Origin of the sequence: Nitratiruptor sp. SB155-2 (assembly GCF_000010325.1) — a bacterium.
GTDB lineage: Bacteria > Campylobacterota > Campylobacteria > Campylobacterales > Nitratiruptoraceae > Nitratiruptor.
This window is the reverse complement of sequence record NC_009662.1, coordinates 631,923-654,338: the sequence shown is the minus strand read 5'-3', so window position 1 is coordinate 654,338 and position 22,416 is coordinate 631,923. Positions and strand designations below refer to the sequence as shown.

The window sequence follows — 22,416 nt, the reverse complement described above, 5'->3', positions numbered from 1 at the left end:
CAAGGGGGCTAAAGAACCCTCAACCACTCTCCCGTGAACCACTCGCCCACTCTTCCGTGATTGAGGCCGAAATTATATGAAGTTTCTGCGCTCTTGTCAAGGGGTTGTATAAGTCCAATACATATGGCACTCATAATGATTTTCAGGGAGGAATTGTACCGGAGATTTGAGATTAAGTGAATGGTGTGGTATTTTGGTATTGTAATCGATAAGCCATTTTGCTAATTTTTTATTGAATTCTTGTAAGTCTGTAAAGAGTACATCTTCATAGTATTGAATAAACTGTTCTTGGATGGTTCTGTTAAATCTCTCATTGTGTGCATTCATTTTAGGACTTTTAGGATATGTCCAATAATGTGTGAGACCTTTTTGTTCAAGCAGAGCGTCAAACTCTTTTTTGAACTCACTGCCATTATCAGAAAGAATTGCGAGTTTACGTTTATGTTTGATAGATGTTATTCCATCGATGAGAGCTTCCAAGGCGTATGCAGTATGTTTTGCTCTTTTGGATGGAATTGCCACTGCGAATGCAATACGTGTGAGTGGGTCTATCATGGTAAGGATATATCGTTTTATACCGTTTGAGACTATTTGGATGGTATCTACTGCCCAGAGTTCAAATGGTTTAGTTTTAAGGTTTTTGGGTTTGCGACTTTTTTGAACTCTCTTTTTTGGTTGAACTTTTCCTTTTGTATCGATGCGATAGGGAACGAGTCTCATTGTATCTGGTGCTTTTGCGATAATTCTTCCTATTGTTGATTCTGAAGGAGTTTTCACTCCTTTTGCTTCACAAAAGGGTTTCAGTAGATGGTAGAGTTTTGCTTTACCGATGTTGGGATATTTTTCTCTTAATCGTTTTATCTCTTTTATAACTTCTAGTGGTACTTTTGACTCTCTTACTTTTTTTGGTTTACGTGATTTTGGGTTTAAGGCTTTGATATCTCCATTTGCATCATTGAAACGCTTTTTCCAGCGATAAAGCGTTCTTCTGCTTACTCCAAAAGCCTCTATTGTAGCTTCCAATCCATATTTTTGCCAAAACTCCAGTATCTTTTTTCTTCTTTTTGCCTCTTCACTTATCATGAGGCTATTGTAATAGATTTGCTTTAATCTTTTATACCCTTTGAGCCCTGGAAATGTGTATCTGATTTGCACTCCTCTCTTCCTTTTGAAGAGTGCCATATATGAATGAACTTATGCAGGGGTAGGAAATCAATCAATAATTTTTTTAATGTATGAAAAACCAGTTTCTGGCTGTATAGCGATAATGAAATATCTTCGACACGTATCTTTGTCATCGAAACAGACTCTAATTTTACATTCGGAATGAATAAGTCTATTTTTTTGATATGCTTCACTCATCGTAGCAACAGAGCCTTTATATGGTCGTCCCAATGCATCGAAAGATATTCTTTTGCCAGAACACCCGCCAAAGAATTTTACATCGACTACACCATACTCCTCCCCAATAGCAGCCTTTTTGTATGTTTTCGGATCATCATAGTAGATAGTGAATCCACCACTGATAAGTTTATGTGTTATGGGATCTACTGCCACTTCTCCAGTCGTTGCATTCGGATTGCCATCATATCCACTCCCAACATCTTTATCGCTAAATATCGCGTATGCAAATTTGGATGTTTGAAGATCACGACTCGCATACTTTTTCTTGAAGAAGCGAATCTGCCACCTCTCTTTATACCACTCATTATTGTTTGGATCAAATTTATCATCAATCATAGCTAGGTGCTGTGTATAGCGAATATGATCAAGAAGCTGGTTTGCAAGGAGAAGTTGAGGATTTTTATGAAATCTTGGAGCAATAAACAAAGCCAATACGGCTATGATAACAATAACAAGAATTACTTCATATACAGTAAAAGAATTTTTATATTTATACATAAAACATCTCATGCGGCAAAGCCGCATGAATATTATTTAATCTCTTCAGCTTTTTGGACATCATACAAAATATCATCAAACGGATGACGATACATTGGCATACCGAGTCGTTTTTCATCCAAGATGTGCCCGATAAATCCTATGGTTCTGCCAAGGATAAAGAAAGAGTTGAGTGTACCACTACTGATAAACTCATCGATCTCTTCTTCGGTGTATCCCAATGCTCTCCACATATCTACCATCAAGATACCGATAGTCCCATCCACGTTCAAGATTAGATTATCTTTTTTAGAAGTAGTGAGTTTTTCAACTTCCAATGCATAATCGAGCAATGATGTTTTTGGAAAATGCTCTGCAGCAAACTTTTTAAGACCCTCTACTCGCTTATCTGGGTTTCGTACAGATTTGATTCTGTGACCAATTCCAGGAATTGGAATACCTTGTTTTTTCATATAGTTGATAAATTCGGCTGGACTCATGTTGTTGTCGTGTGCATATTTGAAGTAATACGCTGCACCATCGATTGCTCCACCGAATCTTGGACCGATAGTAAGAAGTCCCGTTACAAGACTCTCAACGACAGACTTTCCAGCTCGAGCCGTTACTTTTGCATTGTGTGCACCACTTACCGCCGGACCATGGTCTGCAACGGTTTTAATAACTGTTTCGATAAAATCGACTGCCCATCGTGGATATACCTTTTTAAACCATAGAAGGCTGATAACATCACCGATCGTTTTTCCGGTATCAGGAGTTGCTACACTGCTGATTGGATATCCTGCATATGTCGCTTCTTCCCCTCTATCGTCACTAATTGTACAGATGAAGTTTTTCGGCTTTCTGATCTTTCCAGCTTTTAACGCTTTCGCATAATCTTCTGGAATTTGTGGAACTTCCGGCTCTTCTATATCTTTGATAATGCCTTTTCCTTTTAGCTCTTCATAAACCCCTTTAATGACATGAGGAAGATCGTTGAAACTATCAGGTACGTGGATACCAGCTTCTCTCATTGCCTGGTTTTTCGCAACTGCTGTCTCTTCATCTGCGTTTGCACTAGCACCCGCGTGACCAAACTGTACTCCAGTACTAAAATGTTGTGCAATCGTTCCGATACACCAGCCAATAACAGGTTTTGTGATCTTTCCGCTTTTGACTGCTTCGATCACTTTATACTCTTCTCGCCCGCCAACTTCACCAAGCAAAAGCATATATTTAACATTTGGATCTTTTTCCATTCGTAGCAAATGGTCGATAAAAACAGATCCAACAAATCTATCCCCACCGATCGCTACACCATCCGCTACACCATCTGCATTGAGCGCGATAATGTTACAAAGTTCGTTAAATAATCCTCCACTTCGAGTAACTAGACCACAACTTCCTGGTCGATGCAGTTTACTTTTTACAATGTTTTCAATCGTACCACCAATATTTGCAACTTTGAATGCTCCAGGGGTGATCGCACCAACAGTAGCTGGCCCGATAATCAAAACGCCTTGCTCTCTTGCTGTTTTATTCATGATCCGAGCAAGTCGTTCAGGAATACCTTCTGCAGTGATCATAATGGTTTTAAATTGATCAAACCGAAGAGCATCCATCGTTACGTCGTATGCCGTTCGAAATGAGGCAAAGTTCAAAAGAACATCTGCATTTGGATGTGCTGCAGCTGCCTCTTCCGTGCTTCTATAGATCGGAATCATAACTTCATCGGTTCCAAAGAAAAATTTATCAAATTTATTTGAACTTGTTGGTGCAACGATTGCTGCAACAGATGGTTTTTCTCGTTTAATTACATAATCATAATCAAGCATTCGCTGAATAGCGCTTCTGTTGTTATTCCAAAAAATCGCTTGTGTGTCTCGTGTAAAAAGTCCCATTCATTCTCTCCTTATGCTTTTGCTTTATCTTCTTCTACTGCCATTCGTACAATATCGGTAATATGTGTTTCTGGTCCGAAAACTTTGATAGGAAGTCCGAGTTTGTCAGCTGCTTCTTTAATATCTTTTAGTCCTTTTTCATAGTTTGGACCACCCCGTCGTACATAGATTCTCACACCTACATCTTTCATCTTATCTGCATATTTTTCAAAAGCCTGGATAATTCCTGTAAATGTTTTTGCAACATCTGTAAAGTTTGCAATCGCGCCACCGATAATCAAGATCTTATCCCTTCCTTTCGGGTCTTTTTGGCGAGTCATAAGATCAAGAACAGTTTCTGTATAAAATCGTGTCTCATCTGTTGTAGGACCACCAGAATATTCTCCATAGTTGGCAAGCTCGGAAACACCTCCAGCTAAATCGGCAATCGTATCTGCATACACAACAGAAGCACCACCACCAGCAACCAGAGTCCAGATTCTTCCTTCTGGATTGAGTATTGTAAGTTTCAAAGAAGCGCCACTTTTAGCATCTGCTTCTGCAATAGCTTTTTCCTCTGGACTCTTTTCTGGCATTCCAAACGGTGTTGGGAATTCAATATCACCCCAAACATCTTTCATCAAAAATCCTGCCGTATCGTCAAGTCTTGCAACAAGGTCAAGGAGATATACGTTGTCTCCAACAATGACAACTGGGTTGATTTCAAGATATGCAAAGTTAAGGTCTCTGAAAAATTTATAGAAATTTACTGCAAAATTGGCATATACCTCTTTTTTATCCTCTGGAATATCAGCTGGAATATTCTCTTTTATGAGTTTTTCAATCTCTTCATCACTTGCGTTAATAGGAATTTTTACTTCTGTGACTTTGTCCCAGTTTTCTTCTACTTCCATACCACCATGAGCACTCATGTAAAGCACATCATAGTTTTCATCTAGAGTTGTTGCAGCGATGTAGTACTCTTCATCTTCACTGTGCGGAGTAAAAGGTTCGACAATGAAATGGGTCAATACTCCCTTTTGTCCACTCAAAAGTGTAGTTTCTTGATTTCTTTTCTCATCGATCCATTTTGCGGCATCTTCAAGTGTCACATCACCAGGTTTGTTCACTTTAAAAAGAACAAGATTGTTTTTTCCTCGTTTTCCAAAAAGCATATCTGGTTTTGCAACAAGAGGTTTGGTTTTGAGCCATTCATATCCAGGTTCTTCAGCTTTTTTCTTAAGCTCGTCTCCACTGGTTACGAGTACACTTTCGAAAGGATACTTCAGACCTTTAAAATATTTATCCCAGTTTTGGGCAAAAAGTTTTTTGCCGTCATATTCGCGTATCGCTCTTTGAGCCATTCCTACTCCTTAGAAAATATGATATTTGATATTGTAACATTAAACAAAGTTTTGAAAAACATAAAAGAAGCAAAACATAATCTAATTATGGAAGTTGTTAAATTTCGTTACATTCATATTCACTCAACATTTTTTTTGTAACTATTTGTAACGAACACTCTCTCCTTTTTCCCAAAAGGAAATTTCAAGTCAATAGCAGTTCCCAAAGACGATAGGTTTAATTGATATTGATCACAAAACGCTATCCCATAAAAACGAAGCTGTAATTGTAAATCTTCATCTTTCACATCGATACATGAAATATTTTGTTGGTATAAAGTTCTAGCCAAACTTTTTGCAAAATAGTATTTATAGGCAAAATGGTGTTTTGGTTCTTCAAATAAAAAAAGAGTTTGATTGAAAAGAAGAAAAAAATCATTGATAAACATGCTCAAAATCACTATAAGAAAAGCGGCTTTCAATCGCACCCTAAACTTTTCAAGTCGAATCCTGTAACTTGCATAAAATGTTTGCACCATCAATACAGCACCCACAACCATAAATGGAGCAAAATTGATCAAATCTATTCTTTGTCTAAAGGAGAGGAAAAGAGCGAACAAAAAACTGACGCCACTCAAAAACCAAAGGATATTTTTCTTCTCTTTGATTAGGATTCGATAGATGGTATAAAAATAGTACAAAAAGACCAATGGCGAGAAAATAGCTGCCAAAACCGCAATTGTATCCAAAAAGTAGTTTTTTGGTTTTCCTCCAATATCGAAACCGTATATCCATAACGAAATGATAAAAAGGAGGAAATAATAGAGCGCAATTTTCTCTTTTTTATACCAATAAAACATTGATATAGATAAAAATAAAATTGCAAAAGATTGATCAAAAAAGAGCAAAACAGTTGAAAAATATGGAAGCCATCTGTCATGGTTATGGTATATATAGATAACAATCAATGTACAAAAAATAATAAATGGTGCTTTATTGATCAAGACCGATGTAGCGATCACGCCTGGCAACATAGAATAGATAAAAAGAGCCAAAAATCTATCTTCTTTCCTTTTCAGATAATAAGTGGCTATCTTTGCGTAAAAAGCCACGTTCAGCAATGAAATAAAAATAATGGGCAATCGAACAATTAGTTCGTTGGGATTTTTCGAAACAAAAGGAGCAACGATGTAATGCAGCCAGTGGTGGGTCGCATAGATATACTCAGCTTCTTGGGGTCCTATGCCAAGAGTGGATGCACCTAAAATCAAGAGAAGAGCATAAATGAAAAGATAGAGTGCCATTAAAGTTTTAAAAAATTATCAAGAATTTCATATCCATGTTCGCTCATGATCGATTCGGGATGGAACTGTACTCCATAGATTGGTTTGCCTTCCACTTCCAGTGCCATTATCTCTTTGTCATCATCGCTGTATGCTGTAGGCTTGATAATTTTTGGAAGATTCTCTTGATTGACCACAAGAGAGTGATACCGTGTCGCTCGAAACTTTTGAGGTAACTCTTTGAAAATAGGAGTCGACTTTACAACGTCGATTTGGGATGTTTTCCCGTGCATCATATTTTTTGCTTGAATAATTTCACCGCCAAATGCTTGAGCGATAGTCTGATGGCCAAGGCAAATGCCAAAAATAGGTTTTCTATCCTGAAATCTTTTCACTACATCCAAACTCACTCCTGCTTCATTGGGTGTAGCAGGTCCAGGAGATATGATAATCTTTTCTGGATTGAGTTTTTCAATCTCTTCGATACTTAACTCATCATTGCGTATCACTTTGAGATTGGCTCCAAGCTCTAGACAGTATTGCACAACATTGTATGTAAAGCTATCATAGTTATCTATCATTAAGATCATGCATATCCCTTGTCCAAAAAAAATCTATCCACTCTTTTGCTTCATGTACAGTAAAGTCTGGTTGAATCGAAGCATCCTTTTTAAAAAAAAGTGAAACTATTTTAAAATTTTTCTGTGGATAACACTTTTTGAGTGTTGCTAAAAGGTGCGATATCGTATCGCCTGTGTCAATTATATCATCAACTATCAAAATATTTTGTCTATTTTGTAAATTCGGCATATCACCAAGTTGTATGCAAGAGAGTTTTTGATCCTTTTCGTATCCTTTCGAGGTTACCGCAAAGACATCTCGAATTTCCAAGCACTCCGCCAGTAGATGAGCTAACGTCAATCCTCCTCTCGCTACGGCAAGTATCGCATCGAAAGGCTCATCGATTCTTTGACAAAGGATCTTTGCATCTTTGATCAATTCTTCACAAGAATAGTATCGCATTACCAGACTTTCAATTCCTTATAGAGGCTATCTCGTTCCACAGGAATGAACCCACTATCTTTGATCAAATGAACAAACTCTTCAAGAGGCACACCATTTCGACTCGGTGCACCAGCAGCACTCTGAATCGCCTCTTTTTCGATCGTTCCATCCAAATCATCCGCTCCATACTCTTGTGCAACCAATGCAAGGTTTAGGGTCGAGGTCGCCCAATAGGCTTTGATATGAGGAATGTTATCGAGTATCAGTCGTGCGATGGCTATGGTTTTTAGATACTCTTGACCGGTTACAAAGTTTTCAACTTTCAGATAGTTATTCTCTTTTTGATAGACAAGAGGAATGAAACAGTTAAATCCCCCTGTTTCATCCTGGAGATTTCGAAGTCTGAGCATATGATCGATTCTATGCGCTCTGTTTTCCACATGTCCAAAGAGCATCGTAGCGTTACTTTTTCTCCCCTTTTGGTGCCAAAGTCTGTGGATTTCGAGCCACTCATCACTGCTCACTTTCCCTTTACAGATATACTCTCGCACCTCTTCATCGAATATTTCCGCTCCCCCTCCCGGCATACTATCAACTCCATTTTCTATCATGAGCCCTATCATCTCTTCAAAGCTCAAACTATGCTCTTTTGCCAAAAAGTTCACCTCAGCTGCCGTTAAAGCTTTGATATGGATATGAGGAAACTGCTCTTTGATTTTCTTGAAAATACCAAGATACCAATCCAAACCTACTTGATTGTTATGCGCCGAGACGATATGAACCTCTTTGATTCCTCTTTGGGAAGCTTCTTCAACGATTGCAAGTATTTCATCATGACTCAATGTATAGGGATTTGGATTTTTCCTATTTGCACTGAATGCACAGAATTTACAGATGTCTTTACAGATATTTGTGGGATTGATGTGGCGATTGATATTGAAAAAACTCTTCTTGCCATACAAGCTCTTTCGTTTTCGATCGGCATATTTTGCCAATATAAAAAGATTCAGATCATATAGTTTCACTCCATCCTCAAAATCCAGTCTCGCATCGTTTTCGAGTTTTTCGATCAATTCCATAGCTGCCCTCAAATGGTTTTGAAGAATTATACACAAAGAATTGCTACAATAACAAAAAAGATCTTGGAGAGAAGTGTGTGCGGAATAGTTGGCTACATCGGTTCTAAAAATATCAAAACAATTCTTTTAGAAGGGCTCAAAGAGCTTGAATATCGCGGATACGACAGTGCTGGAATCGCCATAATGCAAGATGATGATCTGCATATTTTCAAAGCTGTTGGAAAACTTGATAACTTGCAAGAAAAGACAAAAGAGTATGAACCTCAAGGGTTTGGCGTCGGTATCGGCCATACCAGATGGGCAACACATGGAAAGCCAACGGAACTCAATGCCCATCCCCATATGGGTGAATATAGCTATGTCGTTCATAATGGAATCATCGAAAACTTCAAAGAGATTAAAGAGGAGCTAAAAGAGAGAGATTTTGTCAGTCAAACAGATACAGAAACGATCGTTCATCTTTTTGAAGAGTATCTTAAAAAATATGAAAATCCACAAGAAGCTTTTCATAAAACGATTGAAAGGCTCGAAGGGGCCTATGCCATTCTACTCATAACAAAAGCCGAACCCTACAAAATCTTTTTCGCGAAAAAAGGATCCCCGTTAATCGTTGGCCGAGATGGTAGCGAGATCTATTTTGCCTCAAGTGATGCTCCACTGATCGGCCATGCCAAAGAGGTACACTATTTAGAGGATGGTGAGTGGGGCGTTGCAAAAGCTGGAAATATCGAACTTTTCAAAGGCAATACACCAATACCTCCAAAATTCCAAAAACTCTCCATCAATAAAGAGCTCGCCCAAAAAGGAGGGTTTCGATTTTTTATGGAAAAAGAGATCTATGAACAAAGTGACGTTATCACTGAAACGATGATGGGCCGCATCTGTGATGATGGCATCGATTTTGATGAACTGGATCACGAATTTTTACACAATATATCCAATATCACGATATGTGCTTGTGGAACAAGTTTCCATGCGGGACTGAGTGGTAGTTATCTTATCGAACAGTTGGCAAAAATTCCCGTTCGAACGGAAATCGCCAGTGAATTTCGGTACAAAAAACCGGTCTTACAAAAAGAGACGCTTTTTGTCGTTATCAGCCAAAGTGGTGAAACTGCCGATACATTGGAAGCTTTGAAAATGGCAAAAGATGCAGGACTGAAAACACTTGCTATATGCAATGTGGACAACTCTTCCATCGTGAGGCTTGCGGACAGGTCCATTCTCACCAGAGCCGGGATCGAAAAAGGGGTAGCAAGCACGAAAGCTTTTACAACGCAACTTATGGTTTTATGGATGCTATCTGTCTACCTTGCTCAGCAAAATTCATCCCTGGCACCAAAAGAGATTGAAGAGGAGATTCATGCCATGAGTACGACTCCTAAAGCACTCAAGGTTCGTCAAGAGATGCATGAACGTATCAAAAGGCTTTCCAAAAGATATCTGCATGGACACGGATTTTTCTATATCGGTAGAGATATCTTCTATCCGTTGGCACTCGAAGGTGCCCTCAAACTCAAAGAGATCAGCTATCTTCATGCAGAAGGCTATCCAGCTGGAGAGATGAAACACGGTCCCATAGCACTAGCCGATCCGGAACTTTTCACAATCGCACTAATGTCAAAAAATAAACTCTACGAGAAAACAAAAAACAATGTGGAAGAATTGAGTGCAAGAGATGCAACAATTTGTGCCATTTCTTCGCAAGAGTTTGATCTTGCAGACGATTTTATAAAAATCAATGATTGGAACCATTTTATGCTAGAATATTATGAGATGGCTGTTGTACTGCAACTGTTAGCGATGGAGATAGCTATTCGTCTCGGAAATGATGTGGATATGCCGCGTAACCTGGCCAAATCTGTAACTGTGGAATAAAAATGAACAAAGAGATCCAAACTATTCTTCAAGAAATCATACAGCTCCTGGAACAAGAAAAGGAATTACTTATTGTTTCCATCAAGAATCATGAAGTGAGTAATCAACTAGAAGAGATTATCGAGCAAAAAAAGAGTGTGCTTTCTAAACTTTCATTATACGAGGAAGAAGATATTTTTCGATACAAAAAGGAGTTAGAAAAAATCAAACTGCTCAATGAACGAAATATAGAACTTGCCAAAAACAATCTCAACTTCATCGATTCCGTATTTGAAGCAATATTTAGCGATGAAGCAAAACAGTATACCCCCAATGGTGAGTTGACAACCCAAAAAGAGGGACTCGTTAATAAAAAGGCATAAATTTTTTCCGATAATATAAAAAAGCCTCATTAAAAGGAATAGACATGGCGAACACTTCTGTATTGCAATCTGCTATGGCAAATGCATTGAACAACATCTCTCAAACCCTTTTGCAAAACCAAAAAGCAATCGATATCGTCAACAACAATATTGCCAATCTCAATACAGAAGGATACAGCAGAGTTGAGGCAGGGTTTTCTTCACTCCCCACTGGTGGGACACTGTTAAGTGAAGCCAAGAGAGTATTTGATAAAAACTATTTTGTACGCATGATCAACACGAATCAAGAAAAAAGCTACTATGAAAATCTAAACAGTACCCTCAACCAACTCGAATCTCTTTTCAAAGACTCTTTGGGAGGCGGCTTTTCCAAACAGATCGATGAATTCTACAACTCTCTTAACGATGTCATCTCTTCACCCGACGATTTAGTAGCGCGAAAATCCTTTCTTACCACTGCAAAAATGCTTGTGGGTAGAGTTCGAAGTGTCAGTGAAGGCATGAATGATCTTGGCGGTCTAGTGAAGAACTCTTTTCGAGAAACCGTAATGCAAATCAACAATCTTGCAAGAAGAATCACAGATCTCAATAAAAATATCAAATATTTTGCCAACGATCAGACAAAACTCAACAGTTACCTCGACCAAAGAGATCAAGCTATAAAAAAGCTGAGTTCTCTTATAGATATCAAAGTGCTTTATCATCAAAACAACACAGTCGATATATCCACAGCAAAAGGGCACATGCTTGTTTTACAAGATAAGGCCACCCCTATACAGACACGAACGAATAAAATAACTATGGTAAACAGCTATGCAGTTGCTCCAGCGAACACTCTCTCTTCACCTAAAGATGTCATTACAGATCCTGGAACCCTTACGATCAATTATAAACTCGATGGGAAAGATAAAAGCTTTAGTGTCGATTATCAAAACAGATCCCTTTTAGATATCGCAGCCGAAATCAATTCTCAAAGCGATGACTTAAAAGCAAATGTAGTCAATGTAGGAGATCAAACGAATCCGGACTATCGTCTGACAATTTCGACGACAATGCAAAATGTTCAAAACGAGATCGTTTCCATTGAAGATAGTGATGCAAACGATACAACAGGTTTTGATATCAATAACTCCAATGAAATATACAAACAAAACTACGCGACACTTCGGGTTCTTTCAGGTTCGGTGGATTTGACGAATCTTTTCCAATATGGCAAGATCGCATCTTTGATCAAATCCCAATCGCTAATCAATCAGGCCCTCTACAACGTCAATCGTTTTACACAAGATTTTGCCTATCAGATCAATTCTGTTCACCGAAATGGATACAATCTTGATAACGAGACGGGATTGGACCTTTTTATCAGTGAACAAAGCGGCAATGGGTTGGGTGTCGATGCAACAAACATCAGGCTCAATTTTGAAGATCCTGAAAAACTGGCTGCCGGAACAAAACAGAATATGCCAGCGGATAATACGCTAGCAAAAGCCATCGAAAAAACGAAAGATGGAACCATTTCCTATTTTGACTCGGCTACAAACAGTTTACAAGAGTACGAACAGCCTGACTTTCTCGATGGTTTGACATATAACGATTTTTATAACAGTAAAATCGTTTCCGATATCGCTTTTGAAGCTGAGTATACAAAAGACAGATTGGATGATACGACCTTATTATTTAATACATTAAATGAAAAAATAGAAGATATAAGCGGTGTCAATCTTGATGAAGAGCTCGTTAAACTGACGCAACTTCAACGCAGCTATCAAGCCACTGCAAGAGTCATGATGGTTACAGATGAACTTTTCAAGACACTCATCGAAATGACGCGCTAAAAAAATATTAAGGTATGACCGATAATGATAAAAGAATCACGATGAGGAGAAACAGATGCGTATAAGCACCTTAGGTGTCTTCAATAGATATCTAAGTAACATCACAAAATATCAGAACAAAATAGAGCGCTATTCCAATGAATTAAGTAGTGGGAAAAAGGTTTTTGTGCCTTCTGATGCTCCAGTAGATAACAGTAGAGCACTCCAACTCAAATCTTTGGCAAAAGAGATTGATGGCTATATGCGCAACATTGATCTTGCTTCCAACAGCATGTCTATAGCAGAGACAAGTTTGAAAAATGTCTCAGAAGCGGCTCTGGATGCTCGAGTAGATATCGTACAGCTCCTCAATACGGGTGTTCTTGATAGTGAAGATGCCAATATCTTCAAAGACTACCTACAAAATGTCAGAGACTACATCATCTCTCAATCGAATGTGAGAATAGGCAGCAACTATCTCTTTGGTGGAGAAGATAGTAAGACTGTACCTTTTGATGAAAATGGTTTTTACCAAGGAAGCAGTGTGGAAGTGAGCGTTCCGGTTGCAAAAGCGACGGAAGTTGTCACCAAATTCAATGGAGAGAACTATCTTTCCACTATCCAAAGTGGTACTTTGAATGATAAAAAACAGAAAATCGGTCTTGTGAAAGCCATTGATGACATTATCGCTATCATCGAAGATGGAGAAATTTACAAACTGCATGGAAAAAACTCAGAACTTGGATACCTGTCCCCAAACGATGCACTGATATCTTCTACTGAAACCGCTGGAACGATAACCATCAATTACAAAGATGTCACTTTGAATATAGATTATGACAGCGATACGACTGACAGTACAAATCCATCCACCTTGCAAGAGCTTGTGGATGCAATCAACAACGCTCCCGCAAACAATGGGAACATAACAGCATATACATTCACTGACAAAGACGGTATCGTACGGTTAGGCTTTGCAGGAAAAGAGACAGACAAAGATATCGAAGTTACAATAACAGGTGACCTTCAAAATCATCTCGGCGGTTTTCAATATATTCTTGATGAATTTGACCAGGGATTTGAGGGAGTCGAAAGACACCGCGGAATGATAGGTGTACAAGAACAGCTCGTAGACAATCTCAAAGAGCAGCACGAAAACTTCAAAGTAAACTATAATGATCTTGCATCAAAATTTGAAGATAGTGACTACGCCGAAGCAATCGTCAATTTGGAAAAAGCAAAAACAACATATCAGGCAACACTGGCTAGCTTCATGCAAAACAAAGAGTTATCACTCCTAAAATACTTTACTCCTTAATATTTCTTATAGATTTCGAGAACCTTTTTCTCATTTTCTTGGGATTGGAGTTTTTTGGCAATTTCTTGCTGCAACATGTGAGCTTGTTCTTCAAGTTTTGCGATAAGTTCGATGATTTTATGGAGTTCTGTTTCCTCACATCCCTTTAGGGAATTGGGTAGATCATTCAAAAAAGCGATATAACGATCAATTTCTTCGCTACGGAAATTGTTCAACAAACTTTGAAGAAAATCGATCGACTTTTGGCAGCTCATGATGCGGAAGCTATAGGGTTTTTCAGACTCTCTTTAAAACCTTGGGCGATAGGCTTGAGTACTTCCACTGCATTATTGATATATTCTATTTTATTTGTAGCGTTTGCTTTTATGATCTCATCTATACAAAAAGCGTAAATTGCATCTAAATTTTTGGCAATCTCCCCGCCTTTTTCAAAATCCAAAGAGGTTCTTAACACTTCTAGTCCCAAGATAGCCTTATCTAGTTCTTTGATTTTTGCTTCTATAAGTCCTTCCGTTATAGCTATCTTTGCCATATTGAGCTTGGAAAGTAGTTCATCAAACGTCGCGAGAAGTAAATCCTCTTTACTTTCTATTTGTGTCATATTTTTCTCATATACGTTATATGGACTCATTTCCTATCCTTTCTATTTATCCCCGCCATTGAGCAAGGCTTTTGTAAAGTTCTCTATTCTTAATCTCGTATCTTGGAGCTGAGAAAGATAGACATTTATTTTTGCATAGCGGGTCCGAAGAGCGTCGATCTCTTTTTGAATTCTCTCGCTTTTCTCCTCTATCTCTTTTTGAATTCTGTCACTTTGCTCAAGATAGCGTTCATTGATCAAGGTCATATTGTCTGTATAGTTATTGACATACGACTCCAGATCTCTGGCCATATTGGTGAATGTCGTTTTCGCATCAAAATTTGGATCATTGAAAAGGGATTCCAAAGCATCTTTTTTCAGTACGAGTTTTCCAGTGGCCGCCTCACCCTCACCCGTCGTATCCAAAAGACCATATTGGCCAAGGACACTATTGAGTTTATTGAAAATTGTGGTAGTGATGCGAGACAAACTTCCTTCTCCCTGGAGTGGCTGCCCTTTTGCAGTGACTTGATTGATCGTATCTTTGAGTGTATTGTAAGCTGAAACAATTGTATCGAGAGAATTTTCAATATCTGAAAAATCTTTTGCGACAGTAAGGGAGCTGGTACCCACCTCTTGAGCGGTGATTTCCACGCCACTTAATACATCGCTAAAGGTATTGGTGGCATTTTCTATGATGATGCCATTGAGTTTTATCTGGGCGTTTTGCGCTGCTTGTGTGGTATAGGATGCTCTTGGGTCAGTAGAGGGATCGCTATTGGTATCAAAACCTGTTGTATTGTCACCATCACTATCGGAAATTCCTGTTATTTCATTGTCAATGCCAGTTTTTTTCGAGGTGACCAAAATACGATAATCAGGGGATGTGGAGCTCCCACTATTGATCATTGTCGCTTCCAGATCTGCAGACTGATTGATCTCATTCACAATGTCAGCGAGAGATTTTCCAGTATAGTCGATATCCAAAGAGGTTGCGGTTCCATCCAATTTGTAATTTATCGTCAGTGTGCCACTATCCGTAAAAGCTGCATTGGGGTCTGTGACATTTTGTGCGGGAGAGATTAAAAAAGAACTTGCCTTGGCAAGCTGTACTACTTCCAAATTGTAACTGCCAGGTTGGGCTTTTGTACCGTCAACACTTACCGATGCGATGTTGTCATTGGAAAGTGTCGCATCTAGTTTGTCATAAATGGAACTATCTTGCAAAGTCGTCAAAGGAGAAAGAAAATCGCTCAGTGCACTTTTTACCTGGACAATAGCCGTAGATTTGGCGATGATCTTTTGTTGCTGAGCCTGCATCTGCTGCAAGGGAATGGATTTGAGTTGGGCAAGTTTATCAAGGTATGCATTATAATCAAACCCAGTGTTGGTAAGGCCCGTTATGGACATCTCTCCTGCCATTTTCTATCCTTTAGGCTTTGTTTTTATACAAAAGCCCTGTTATTTCATCGATATATTTTGCGATTTTCAAAAGAGCTTCCGGAGGAAGCTGTCTGATAACCTCTTTTGTCTCTTGATCCACAATCTTGACTATCTGTTTGCCTGTATCTTTGTCCACTTCGATTCTCAGCTGAGAGTTTGTCAGCAAAGATATCTTTTTTTGGACGGTGTCAAGAGCGTTTTTGAGATCTTTTTCTGAGACCTCTTTTTTTTGATTTGCAGCTTCGTTTTTTTGAACGTTTTGTTCAATCTTTTGTTGATTGTCATTTTGCATTTGCGTTTTTTGCGCCTCTTTCACCTGTTGCGTCGAAGAGTTTTGTGCATTGAGTTGCTGTATCGATTGATTGCTCATAATTGCTTTGACATCCATCGCTCTCTCCTTATGCTTTTTGAAAAAGCTCTTCTACAACCTTTTCAAAAAGCACTTTTATTTCATTATACCATAGGGCAAAAGCCCTATGAAAAAGTTATCTAAGCAGCTGAAGAACCATCTGAGGTAGCTGATTTGCCTGTGCAAGCATCGCCATACCAGACTGCATAAGCGTTTGCTGTCTTGTAAACTCACTCATCTCTTTTGCAAAGTCCACATTTCGGATACGGCTCTCTGCCTCTCTTGTCTGAGTCGCAGCAAAATCGTTGTTATCAATGATCGCTTGTAGGTTTTGCTGGATCGAACCAAGATCGCTTCTACTTTTATCCACTTTTTTAATGGCGATATTGATGATTTTCATAGCTGATTGTGCATCATCATATGTAGTAACATTTAAAGAATTAAGATTACTTAAAGTTGATGTTCCACCAGTAGCAGTGTCAAAATTATAACCTTCATTTGTACCACTGACACCGGTATGATCTATTGTGAATGCATCTGTACCCATAATCTCCAGCTTTCCAACTTTTACTGCAGAACCGGTAACTGCAGCAGTTCCTGCTGTTACAGTTCCTGATGCACCTTGCAAAAGCATACTCAAATCTACACTATCTGCACCATTTGCTGCAGTACCATTAATCGTTACTTCAAATCCCAATGTCTCACCATTAGGAGTATCCAATTTGAGTTTACCATCAACATTACTTGCAGTAACTTTCTCTCCCGCTTGGGCATTGATTTGATCAACGAGTTCGTTTAACGTAAGTTCTGTACCTGCTGCGATAGTAATAGTTGCATCTTCAGTACGATCACTTCCAACGTAAAGCTTAATTACGGTTGTTCCGTCACTGCCCGCACTTATAGGTGAAAATGCTGTATCAGCTATACTGCTATTCGATGCATATGCTTCTATGCCTTTTGATGTGATATCACTATCGCCGTTAATTGCTGCAGCCAGCGCAGCTGCATCATCTACTGTATCGTTTGCCAATGTTATAGCTTTACCAGCAATTTTAATAGAGTCGTTTGTGCTATCATATCCCCAGTTCGTATTTGCAGCAGTTAATGTGGCATAGTCATTAGCAGTATCTACCCCGGTTGCTCCTACTCCATTTACCGTATATGCTCCCAAATTATTAGCCGTTACACTGCTTATAGAAATATTTAGTGACTGGCCAGCTCTTGGACCATACTGGATTTGCTGATTTGTAAAAGTACCATCTAGAAGTTTTTTACCATTAAATTCGGCTGCTTTTGCCATTCTATCAATTGCATCAGTAATTGCTTTAATATCATTTTGCAGTGCTGCTCTTGCATTAGCATCGTTTGTATCATTAGCAGCCTGAGAAGCTTTTGTATACATAGAGGTCAATTTATCATAAATTTGACCGAGTGTAGACTCTGCAATTTGTGATGCACTTATACCGTCGTTTGCATTTCTAGAACCTTGATCAAGCGCCTTACTTACTAGTCCCAACTGATCTGCGATAAACAGACCTGCCGCATCATCTTTTGCGCTGTTGATACGAAGACCCGTTTCCAATCGCTCCAAAGATGTATTGAGCCTACTTTCCGTTTTTTTCAAGTTGACATGTCCGAAGTCCGCTTGAAAGTTGTAGTTTACTCTAAGTGCCATGATTGCCTCCTTATTTTTTTTACAATCTTATTATCGGTGGCAGGGATTTATTTTTTAGTCTGGAGTACAATATTGAATGAATTTTGTTTATATTTGCGTTCTTTATTTGGGAAAAAAGTATCATTTTACGAGAATTTTGCTACTATATGTGTGTGATTACTACAAAAGGATTTTTATGGAAGGAAACCGTTTCGAAACGGTCAAACTAGCGACACAGTTTTGGAACAGCGACAGTGAAACAACAACGATCATCGTTGTTCTGTCAATAATCGGCTTTATAATCTTTTTCACTGCCGGTTTTCTTTTTCAAAAATATAGAAAAGAAAGAAGCGTTTTTGAATACTTCAAACGATACGCTCTTGACAGAGAACTGACTCCAGAAGAGATAAAGCTTCTATGGGCCTATGCTCAGAAAATGGGACGAGATCCGATGGTAGTCCTCGAATTTAAAGCGCCTTTCGAAAAGGTTGTCGATCTTTATTTGCAAGAGAACCCTAACGCAGATGAGAGGATCATCAAAGATATGCGAAAAAAACTGGGCTTTGAGATCCTCTCGCCCTATATTCCGCTTGTGAGTACGAAAGATATAGAACTCTTTCAAAACGCGACACTTATCCATCAAAACAAATCCTATAATGCAACGCTATATGACAAAGATGAACGATATATGTATTGGTTGCTATCCGATGCTATACCAAGTGATCTAAAAAGTGGTGATCTTATCAAAATCATTTTTATACGCAAAGATGATGCTATATATACAGTTATAGTTCCTATCGAAAAAATACTCAACGAAAATGGCAAAATCGTCATACAAACTCCTCATACTTTTGAAATGAGCCGAACGCAAAGAAGGGAATATCCAAGAGTCCGGACAGAACTTCCTGTCAAAGTTTTTTATCATGACGAAAAAGAGGATAAACAGTATACCTTACACGGTGAAATGGTCGATATCAGTGCAGGCGGGGCGAGAATCTGCTTCAACGGCAAACCTGATATTATAAAGAGATTCAAATACGCCGATATCATACAGATAGAATTTACACTACTCGATATCAAAATCAAAAGCTATCTGAAGCTCCTTGATAAAATCGAGTATGCAAATAATCTTTGTATACGGGGGACTTTTGAAGAACTCTCAGCGCAAATCGAGCAAAAAATTCATGAATATGTCCAAAAAGAACAGAAAAAACTAGCACAATTGAAAAACGCATGAAAAAAAGTTCACTCCGACTTTTCATCAAAGAAAACAAGAACCAACTCGATAAACTATCCAATAAAAAAAAGGAGATCGACGTATCGATCAGCGAGCTGATTGCACATAAACAATCGATTTTCGAAATTATCGACAAACTGGAACATCAAACACGAAAAACGATTTTTGAACAGATTCATGCAGTCAACTGTATTCGAGAGCTCAAGCACAATATTTCCAAGATCGATTTTCAAATAGAACAACTGGAACAGAAAAAAGAGTATATCCTTCAGCAGATGAAAGAGTTACTTGCTACAAAAAAAGCTTACGAAAAGCTAGAACAAAAGATGAAAAAGCTACAACAAAAGAGAGAAGAGAAGCATGAAGAGTTTTTGGCAGAAGAGTCTTACCGTTTTCATACTCATAAGTACTAGTTCTCTTTTTGCACAGACGGAAAAAAAAGAGATACAAAAAGAGCTTGAAAAACTAAGAACAATGCAAGAAATTTTAAAAAAACAGATAAAAGAGAAAAAACTTCTCCTTGAAAAAATCAAAGAAGAAGAGACAAAACTGCAACGGTTTAAAAAAATGCTAGATAATCAAATAAAGACCATTCAGTCTCAACATTTCAAAAAACTGGCAAAAGACTTCGAAAGCATGGATCCAGAATATGCAGGTGAAAAACTCTCCAAAATCAAAGATCCGAAAATTGCCGCATATATCCTTTATAATATGAAATCAAAAAAAGCTGGAGAGGCACTCAATTTTATAGATCCAGAAGCTTTAAACAAAATTACAGTAATTTTGACAAAACTAAAAAATGATAAAAAATAGTAAAACGGTCATTCTCTTTATATCGCTTCTCATAGTTGTGATCATTGGAATCATAGGGATATATTTCTATTTTTCAAAAGATAAACAAACGAGAATAGATCTCTATCTTTCACAAAAAATAGATCAATTGCGTTCAGAATACCGTGTTACGAAATACTCCTATCAACATCTAGTATCCTTTTTTTACGATATGTTCTATGACGATCGAGAACTCTTAACGTTGATCACCCAAACAAGTAACAAAAAAAGAGTGTATCAAAAACTTTTTCCTTATTACCAAAAACTGAAAAAGTATCATATTCATTATCTCTCACTTTACAAACCGGATGGAACACTTATTTTAAATATGAATAAACCGGAATTAGCGACTTCTAGCAAAAAACTTTCACTAAATAATAAAAAAAATATGGCAAACAAGCTTCTCATAACTTTTCAAAAGCCAATTTATTACAACAATCATTTAATAGCATTTATAGAGTTGGCACTTTCATATGATATTTTTACTAAAGAGTTGCAAAAACTCTTCCATGCACACTACGAATTCATTGTCAATAAACTGATGGTTGAGGGCATCGCGTTTCGTTATGGAATCTACTCATTCATCCAAAGTGAATATAGCCCATTTTTTTATTATGAAAAAATTTCTGACAAAAGTGATGGCATCTATCGCAAAACCATACAAAAGATTAAATTAAAGATACGAAATACAATTTCCAATCAACTGTTACAATATAAAAATTTTGCAAAATCTGTAGAAATTGATGGTAACTACTATGTGATAACATTTCTTGCTATCAATAAAAACAAATTTAACGTAGGTTATATCGTCTCTATTAAACGCGATAACAATATCAAGATGTTTGATACGATTTTTTGGCAAAATATTCTTCTAGGCTCTATTCTCATACTCTTTTTATTCACTATACTTTTTTACTTTGCCATATCAAGGATCAAATTCGAAGAGATGGCAACGGTAGATAAATTAACTGGACTATTCAACAGGCACAAGTTTCAAGAGATTGCGGAAATCGAGATTAAACGGAGCCATAGACATAAACGGCCATTATCTGTTATTTTGTTCGATATCGATCATTTCAAGAAAATAAATGATACATACGGACACGATATCGGCGATGTCGTATTGCGAGAACTGGCCAAAATCATCAAACAAAATATACGAAAATATGATTATGCTATAAGATGGGGTGGAGAGGAGTTTTTGATTCTTACACCTGAAACGGATGAAAAACAAGCCTTCGCCATGGCAGAAAAACTGAGAAAGGCTGTAGAATCACACACTTTCCCTGAAGTTGGAAAAGTGACTATCAGTTTGGGCGTTGCAAGTGTCGATCCCAATGAAAGTATTGATCAGGCTATCAAAAAAGCGGACAATGCGCTCTATGGCTCAAAACTTGGTGGTAGAAACAAAACAACCGTTGCACTATAATCTTCGTCGTTGTCTTTTGAAAACTTTCGCAAAAATTTTAGCGATAGCTTTATAAAGGTTCTCCGGAATGTATTCATCCACATCACACGCTTGATAGATTGCTCTTGCCAAAGGTGGATTCTCTTCTATAGGAACCCCATGTTCTTTAGCTATCTCTTTGATCTTGAGTGCCAGATAGTCCTTCCCTTTAGCAACCACTTTTGGTGCATGCATCTTCTCTTTTTCATATTTCAAAGCGACCGCAAAGTGTACAGGGTTGGTAATAACCACATCTGCTTTTGGAACCTCAGCCATAATTCTATTCATACTCATCTCGCGCATCCGTTTTCGAATCTCAGATTTTACCTGAGGGTTCCCCTCCATCTGTTTATGTTCCTCTTTGACCTCATGTTTGCTCATTTTAATATTTTCTTCAAACTCGAATTTTCTAAAGAAAAAATCAATGGCGGCAATTGGAATAGATAATATCGCAAATCCAAGAATCATGATAAGGGTATATTTCACTAAAAGAACTGCATCTTTATATGGTGTCGTTGTAGCATATTGGAAAACATCTCGGAGTAGAAACTGTACCAAAAAATAGCTCACTATAGTTGCAGCAATCAGTTTTAAAATGTTTTTGACAAGTTCAAAAAGCGTTTTTAATGAAAAAAGCCGTTTTAATCCAGCAATAGGATCTATTTTTTCCAGTTTTGGGACCATGGATTTGAACGTCAACAAGAAGCCGATTTGTGCAATGTTCGATACAACACCTGTTATGAGCAATGCTAGGAAAAAGGGTATTGTCAGATATCCCATAAACTCCATAACCAGATATATTATGGAGTAATTATATTGGGGGATATTATATAAAGGATCTGCAAAGATAAACATAAAGAGTTCATACAGTTTTTTATATGCAAAAGGAATATACGCAAGGAATAACATAAATACTACGATCAATGTAGCAGAGATAGGAATATCCTGACTTTTTGCTACCTGCCCCTCTTCTCTCGCCTTCTCACGCCTACGGGGGGTGGCTTTTTCGGTTTTACTTGGATCTTTGGCCACTTT

Annotated in this window: 22 protein-coding genes; 8 read left to right on the top strand and 14 right to left on the bottom strand. The window is 38.0% G+C overall.

The window, feature by feature from the left end; genetic code table 11:
* Positions 1–96 precede the first annotated feature (96 nt).
* The 8 genes from NIS_RS03580 to mqnE all read right to left on the bottom strand — a co-directional run bounded on the left by NIS_RS03580 (position 97) and on the right by mqnE (position 8,468).
* On the bottom strand, positions 97–1,155 hold the full coding sequence (locus NIS_RS03580; RefSeq protein WP_012082032.1) for an integrase core domain-containing protein: 1,059 nt from the start codon (positions 1,153–1,155) through the stop codon (positions 97–99).
* Between the two features lie 57 nt (positions 1,156–1,212).
* Positions 1,213–1,902 (bottom strand): hypothetical protein, encoded by a 690-nt coding sequence (locus tag NIS_RS03575; protein ID WP_012082031.1) that lies wholly within the window; start codon positions 1,900–1,902, stop codon positions 1,213–1,215.
* Between the two features lie 32 nt (positions 1,903–1,934).
* Complete coding sequence (locus NIS_RS03570) at positions 1,935–3,779, bottom strand: citrate/2-methylcitrate synthase (protein ID WP_012082030.1); 1,845 nt, start codon at positions 3,777–3,779, stop codon at positions 1,935–1,937.
* An 11-nt stretch (positions 3,780–3,790) separates the two neighbouring features.
* On the bottom strand, positions 3,791–5,122 hold the full coding sequence (locus tag NIS_RS03565) for an ATP citrate lyase citrate-binding domain-containing protein (RefSeq protein ID WP_012082029.1): 1,332 nt from the start codon (positions 5,120–5,122) through the stop codon (positions 3,791–3,793).
* Between the two features lie 119 nt (positions 5,123–5,241).
* Positions 5,242–6,405 (bottom strand): hypothetical protein, encoded by a 1,164-nt coding sequence (locus tag NIS_RS03560; RefSeq protein ID WP_012082028.1) that lies wholly within the window; start codon positions 6,403–6,405, stop codon positions 5,242–5,244.
* Positions 6,405–6,974: an anthranilate synthase component II gene (locus NIS_RS03555; protein ID WP_012082027.1), complete on the bottom strand. Its 570-nt coding sequence runs from the start codon at positions 6,972–6,974 to the stop codon at positions 6,405–6,407. The genes NIS_RS03560 and NIS_RS03555 overlap by 1 nt, the downstream gene beginning before the upstream one ends.
* Positions 6,955–7,407, bottom strand: coding sequence for a phosphoribosyltransferase (locus NIS_RS03550; RefSeq protein ID WP_012082026.1), 453 nt, complete (start codon positions 7,405–7,407; stop codon positions 6,955–6,957). The genes NIS_RS03555 and NIS_RS03550 overlap by 20 nt, the downstream gene beginning before the upstream one ends.
* Positions 7,407–8,468 (bottom strand): aminofutalosine synthase MqnE, encoded by a 1,062-nt coding sequence (gene mqnE, locus NIS_RS03545; protein WP_012082025.1) that lies wholly within the window; start codon positions 8,466–8,468, stop codon positions 7,407–7,409. Before mqnE ends, NIS_RS03550 begins: the two co-directional genes overlap by 1 nt.
* Before the next feature lie 75 nt (positions 8,469–8,543).
* Between mqnE and glmS the strand changes: the two genes are divergently transcribed.
* Genes glmS through flgL form a run of 4 tightly spaced genes read left to right on the top strand, consistent with a single transcriptional unit; the run spans position 8,544 to position 13,840 of the window.
* A complete protein-coding gene (glmS, locus tag NIS_RS03540) occupies positions 8,544–10,346 on the top strand; it encodes a glutamine--fructose-6-phosphate transaminase (isomerizing) (protein WP_041354173.1) in 1,803 nt (600 codons plus the stop codon).
* A 2-nt stretch (positions 10,347–10,348) separates the two neighbouring features.
* Positions 10,349–10,708 (top strand): hypothetical protein, encoded by a 360-nt coding sequence (locus tag NIS_RS03535; RefSeq protein ID WP_012082023.1) that lies wholly within the window; start codon positions 10,349–10,351, stop codon positions 10,706–10,708.
* A 44-nt stretch (positions 10,709–10,752) separates the two neighbouring features.
* The gene (locus NIS_RS09985) at positions 10,753–12,543 is read left to right on the top strand and encodes a flagellar hook-associated protein FlgK (protein ID WP_012082022.1); all 1,791 of its coding nucleotides are present in this window, start codon (positions 10,753–10,755) and stop codon (positions 12,541–12,543) included.
* Positions 12,544–12,598: 55 nt separating this feature from the next.
* Complete coding sequence (gene flgL, locus NIS_RS09980) at positions 12,599–13,840, top strand: flagellar hook-associated protein FlgL (RefSeq protein WP_012082021.1); 1,242 nt, start codon at positions 12,599–12,601, stop codon at positions 13,838–13,840.
* On the opposite strand, the gene NIS_RS03520 is transcribed toward flgL, so the two are convergent.
* The 5 genes from NIS_RS03520 to NIS_RS03500 all read right to left on the bottom strand — a co-directional run bounded on the left by NIS_RS03520 (position 13,837) and on the right by NIS_RS03500 (position 17,887).
* Complete coding sequence (locus tag NIS_RS03520; protein WP_041354000.1) at positions 13,837–14,094, bottom strand: hypothetical protein; 258 nt, start codon at positions 14,092–14,094, stop codon at positions 13,837–13,839. The genes flgL and NIS_RS03520 overlap by 4 nt on opposite strands.
* The gene (gene fliS / locus NIS_RS03515) at positions 14,091–14,471 is read right to left on the bottom strand and encodes a flagellar export chaperone FliS (protein WP_012082020.1); all 381 of its coding nucleotides are present in this window, start codon (positions 14,469–14,471) and stop codon (positions 14,091–14,093) included. The genes NIS_RS03520 and fliS overlap by 4 nt, the downstream gene beginning before the upstream one ends.
* 12 nt (positions 14,472–14,483) lie before the next feature.
* On the bottom strand, positions 14,484–15,842 hold the full coding sequence (gene fliD, locus NIS_RS03510; RefSeq protein ID WP_012082019.1) for a flagellar filament capping protein FliD: 1,359 nt from the start codon (positions 15,840–15,842) through the stop codon (positions 14,484–14,486).
* Positions 15,843–15,852: 10 nt separating this feature from the next.
* On the bottom strand, positions 15,853–16,251 hold the full coding sequence (locus NIS_RS03505) for a flagellar protein FlaG (protein ID WP_012082018.1): 399 nt from the start codon (positions 16,249–16,251) through the stop codon (positions 15,853–15,855).
* Between the two features lie 97 nt (positions 16,252–16,348).
* Entirely contained in the window at positions 16,349–17,887 is a 1,539-nt protein-coding gene (locus NIS_RS03500; protein WP_012082017.1) for a flagellin, read from the bottom strand.
* A gap of 175 nt (positions 17,888–18,062) precedes the next feature.
* Here NIS_RS03500 and NIS_RS03495 point away from each other — a divergent pair, with 175 nt between their 5' ends.
* From NIS_RS03495 to NIS_RS10150, 4 genes are read left to right on the top strand one after another with little or no spacing between them, the layout of a single operon-like run.
* A complete protein-coding gene (locus NIS_RS03495) occupies positions 18,063–19,103 on the top strand; it encodes a flagellar brake protein (protein WP_012082016.1) in 1,041 nt (346 codons plus the stop codon).
* Complete coding sequence (locus NIS_RS03490) at positions 19,100–19,516, top strand: hypothetical protein (RefSeq protein WP_012082015.1); 417 nt, start codon at positions 19,100–19,102, stop codon at positions 19,514–19,516. Before NIS_RS03495 ends, NIS_RS03490 begins: the two co-directional genes overlap by 4 nt.
* On the top strand, positions 19,464–19,916 hold the full coding sequence (locus NIS_RS03485) for a hypothetical protein (RefSeq protein WP_012082014.1): 453 nt from the start codon (positions 19,464–19,466) through the stop codon (positions 19,914–19,916). Before NIS_RS03490 ends, NIS_RS03485 begins: the two co-directional genes overlap by 53 nt.
* Positions 19,903–21,363 carry a GGDEF domain-containing protein gene (locus NIS_RS10150; protein WP_012082013.1) on the top strand — a complete coding sequence of 487 codons (1,461 nt, stop codon included), beginning with the start codon at positions 19,903–19,905 and terminating at the stop codon, positions 21,361–21,363. Before NIS_RS03485 ends, NIS_RS10150 begins: the two co-directional genes overlap by 14 nt.
* Here the strand turns inward: NIS_RS10150 and flhB are convergent.
* A complete protein-coding gene (gene flhB, locus NIS_RS03475) occupies positions 21,358–22,413 on the bottom strand; it encodes a flagellar biosynthesis protein FlhB (protein ID WP_012082012.1) in 1,056 nt (351 codons plus the stop codon). The two genes, NIS_RS10150 and flhB, sit on opposite strands and share 6 nt — an antisense overlap.
* Between the last annotated feature and the right edge of the window lie 3 nt (positions 22,414–22,416).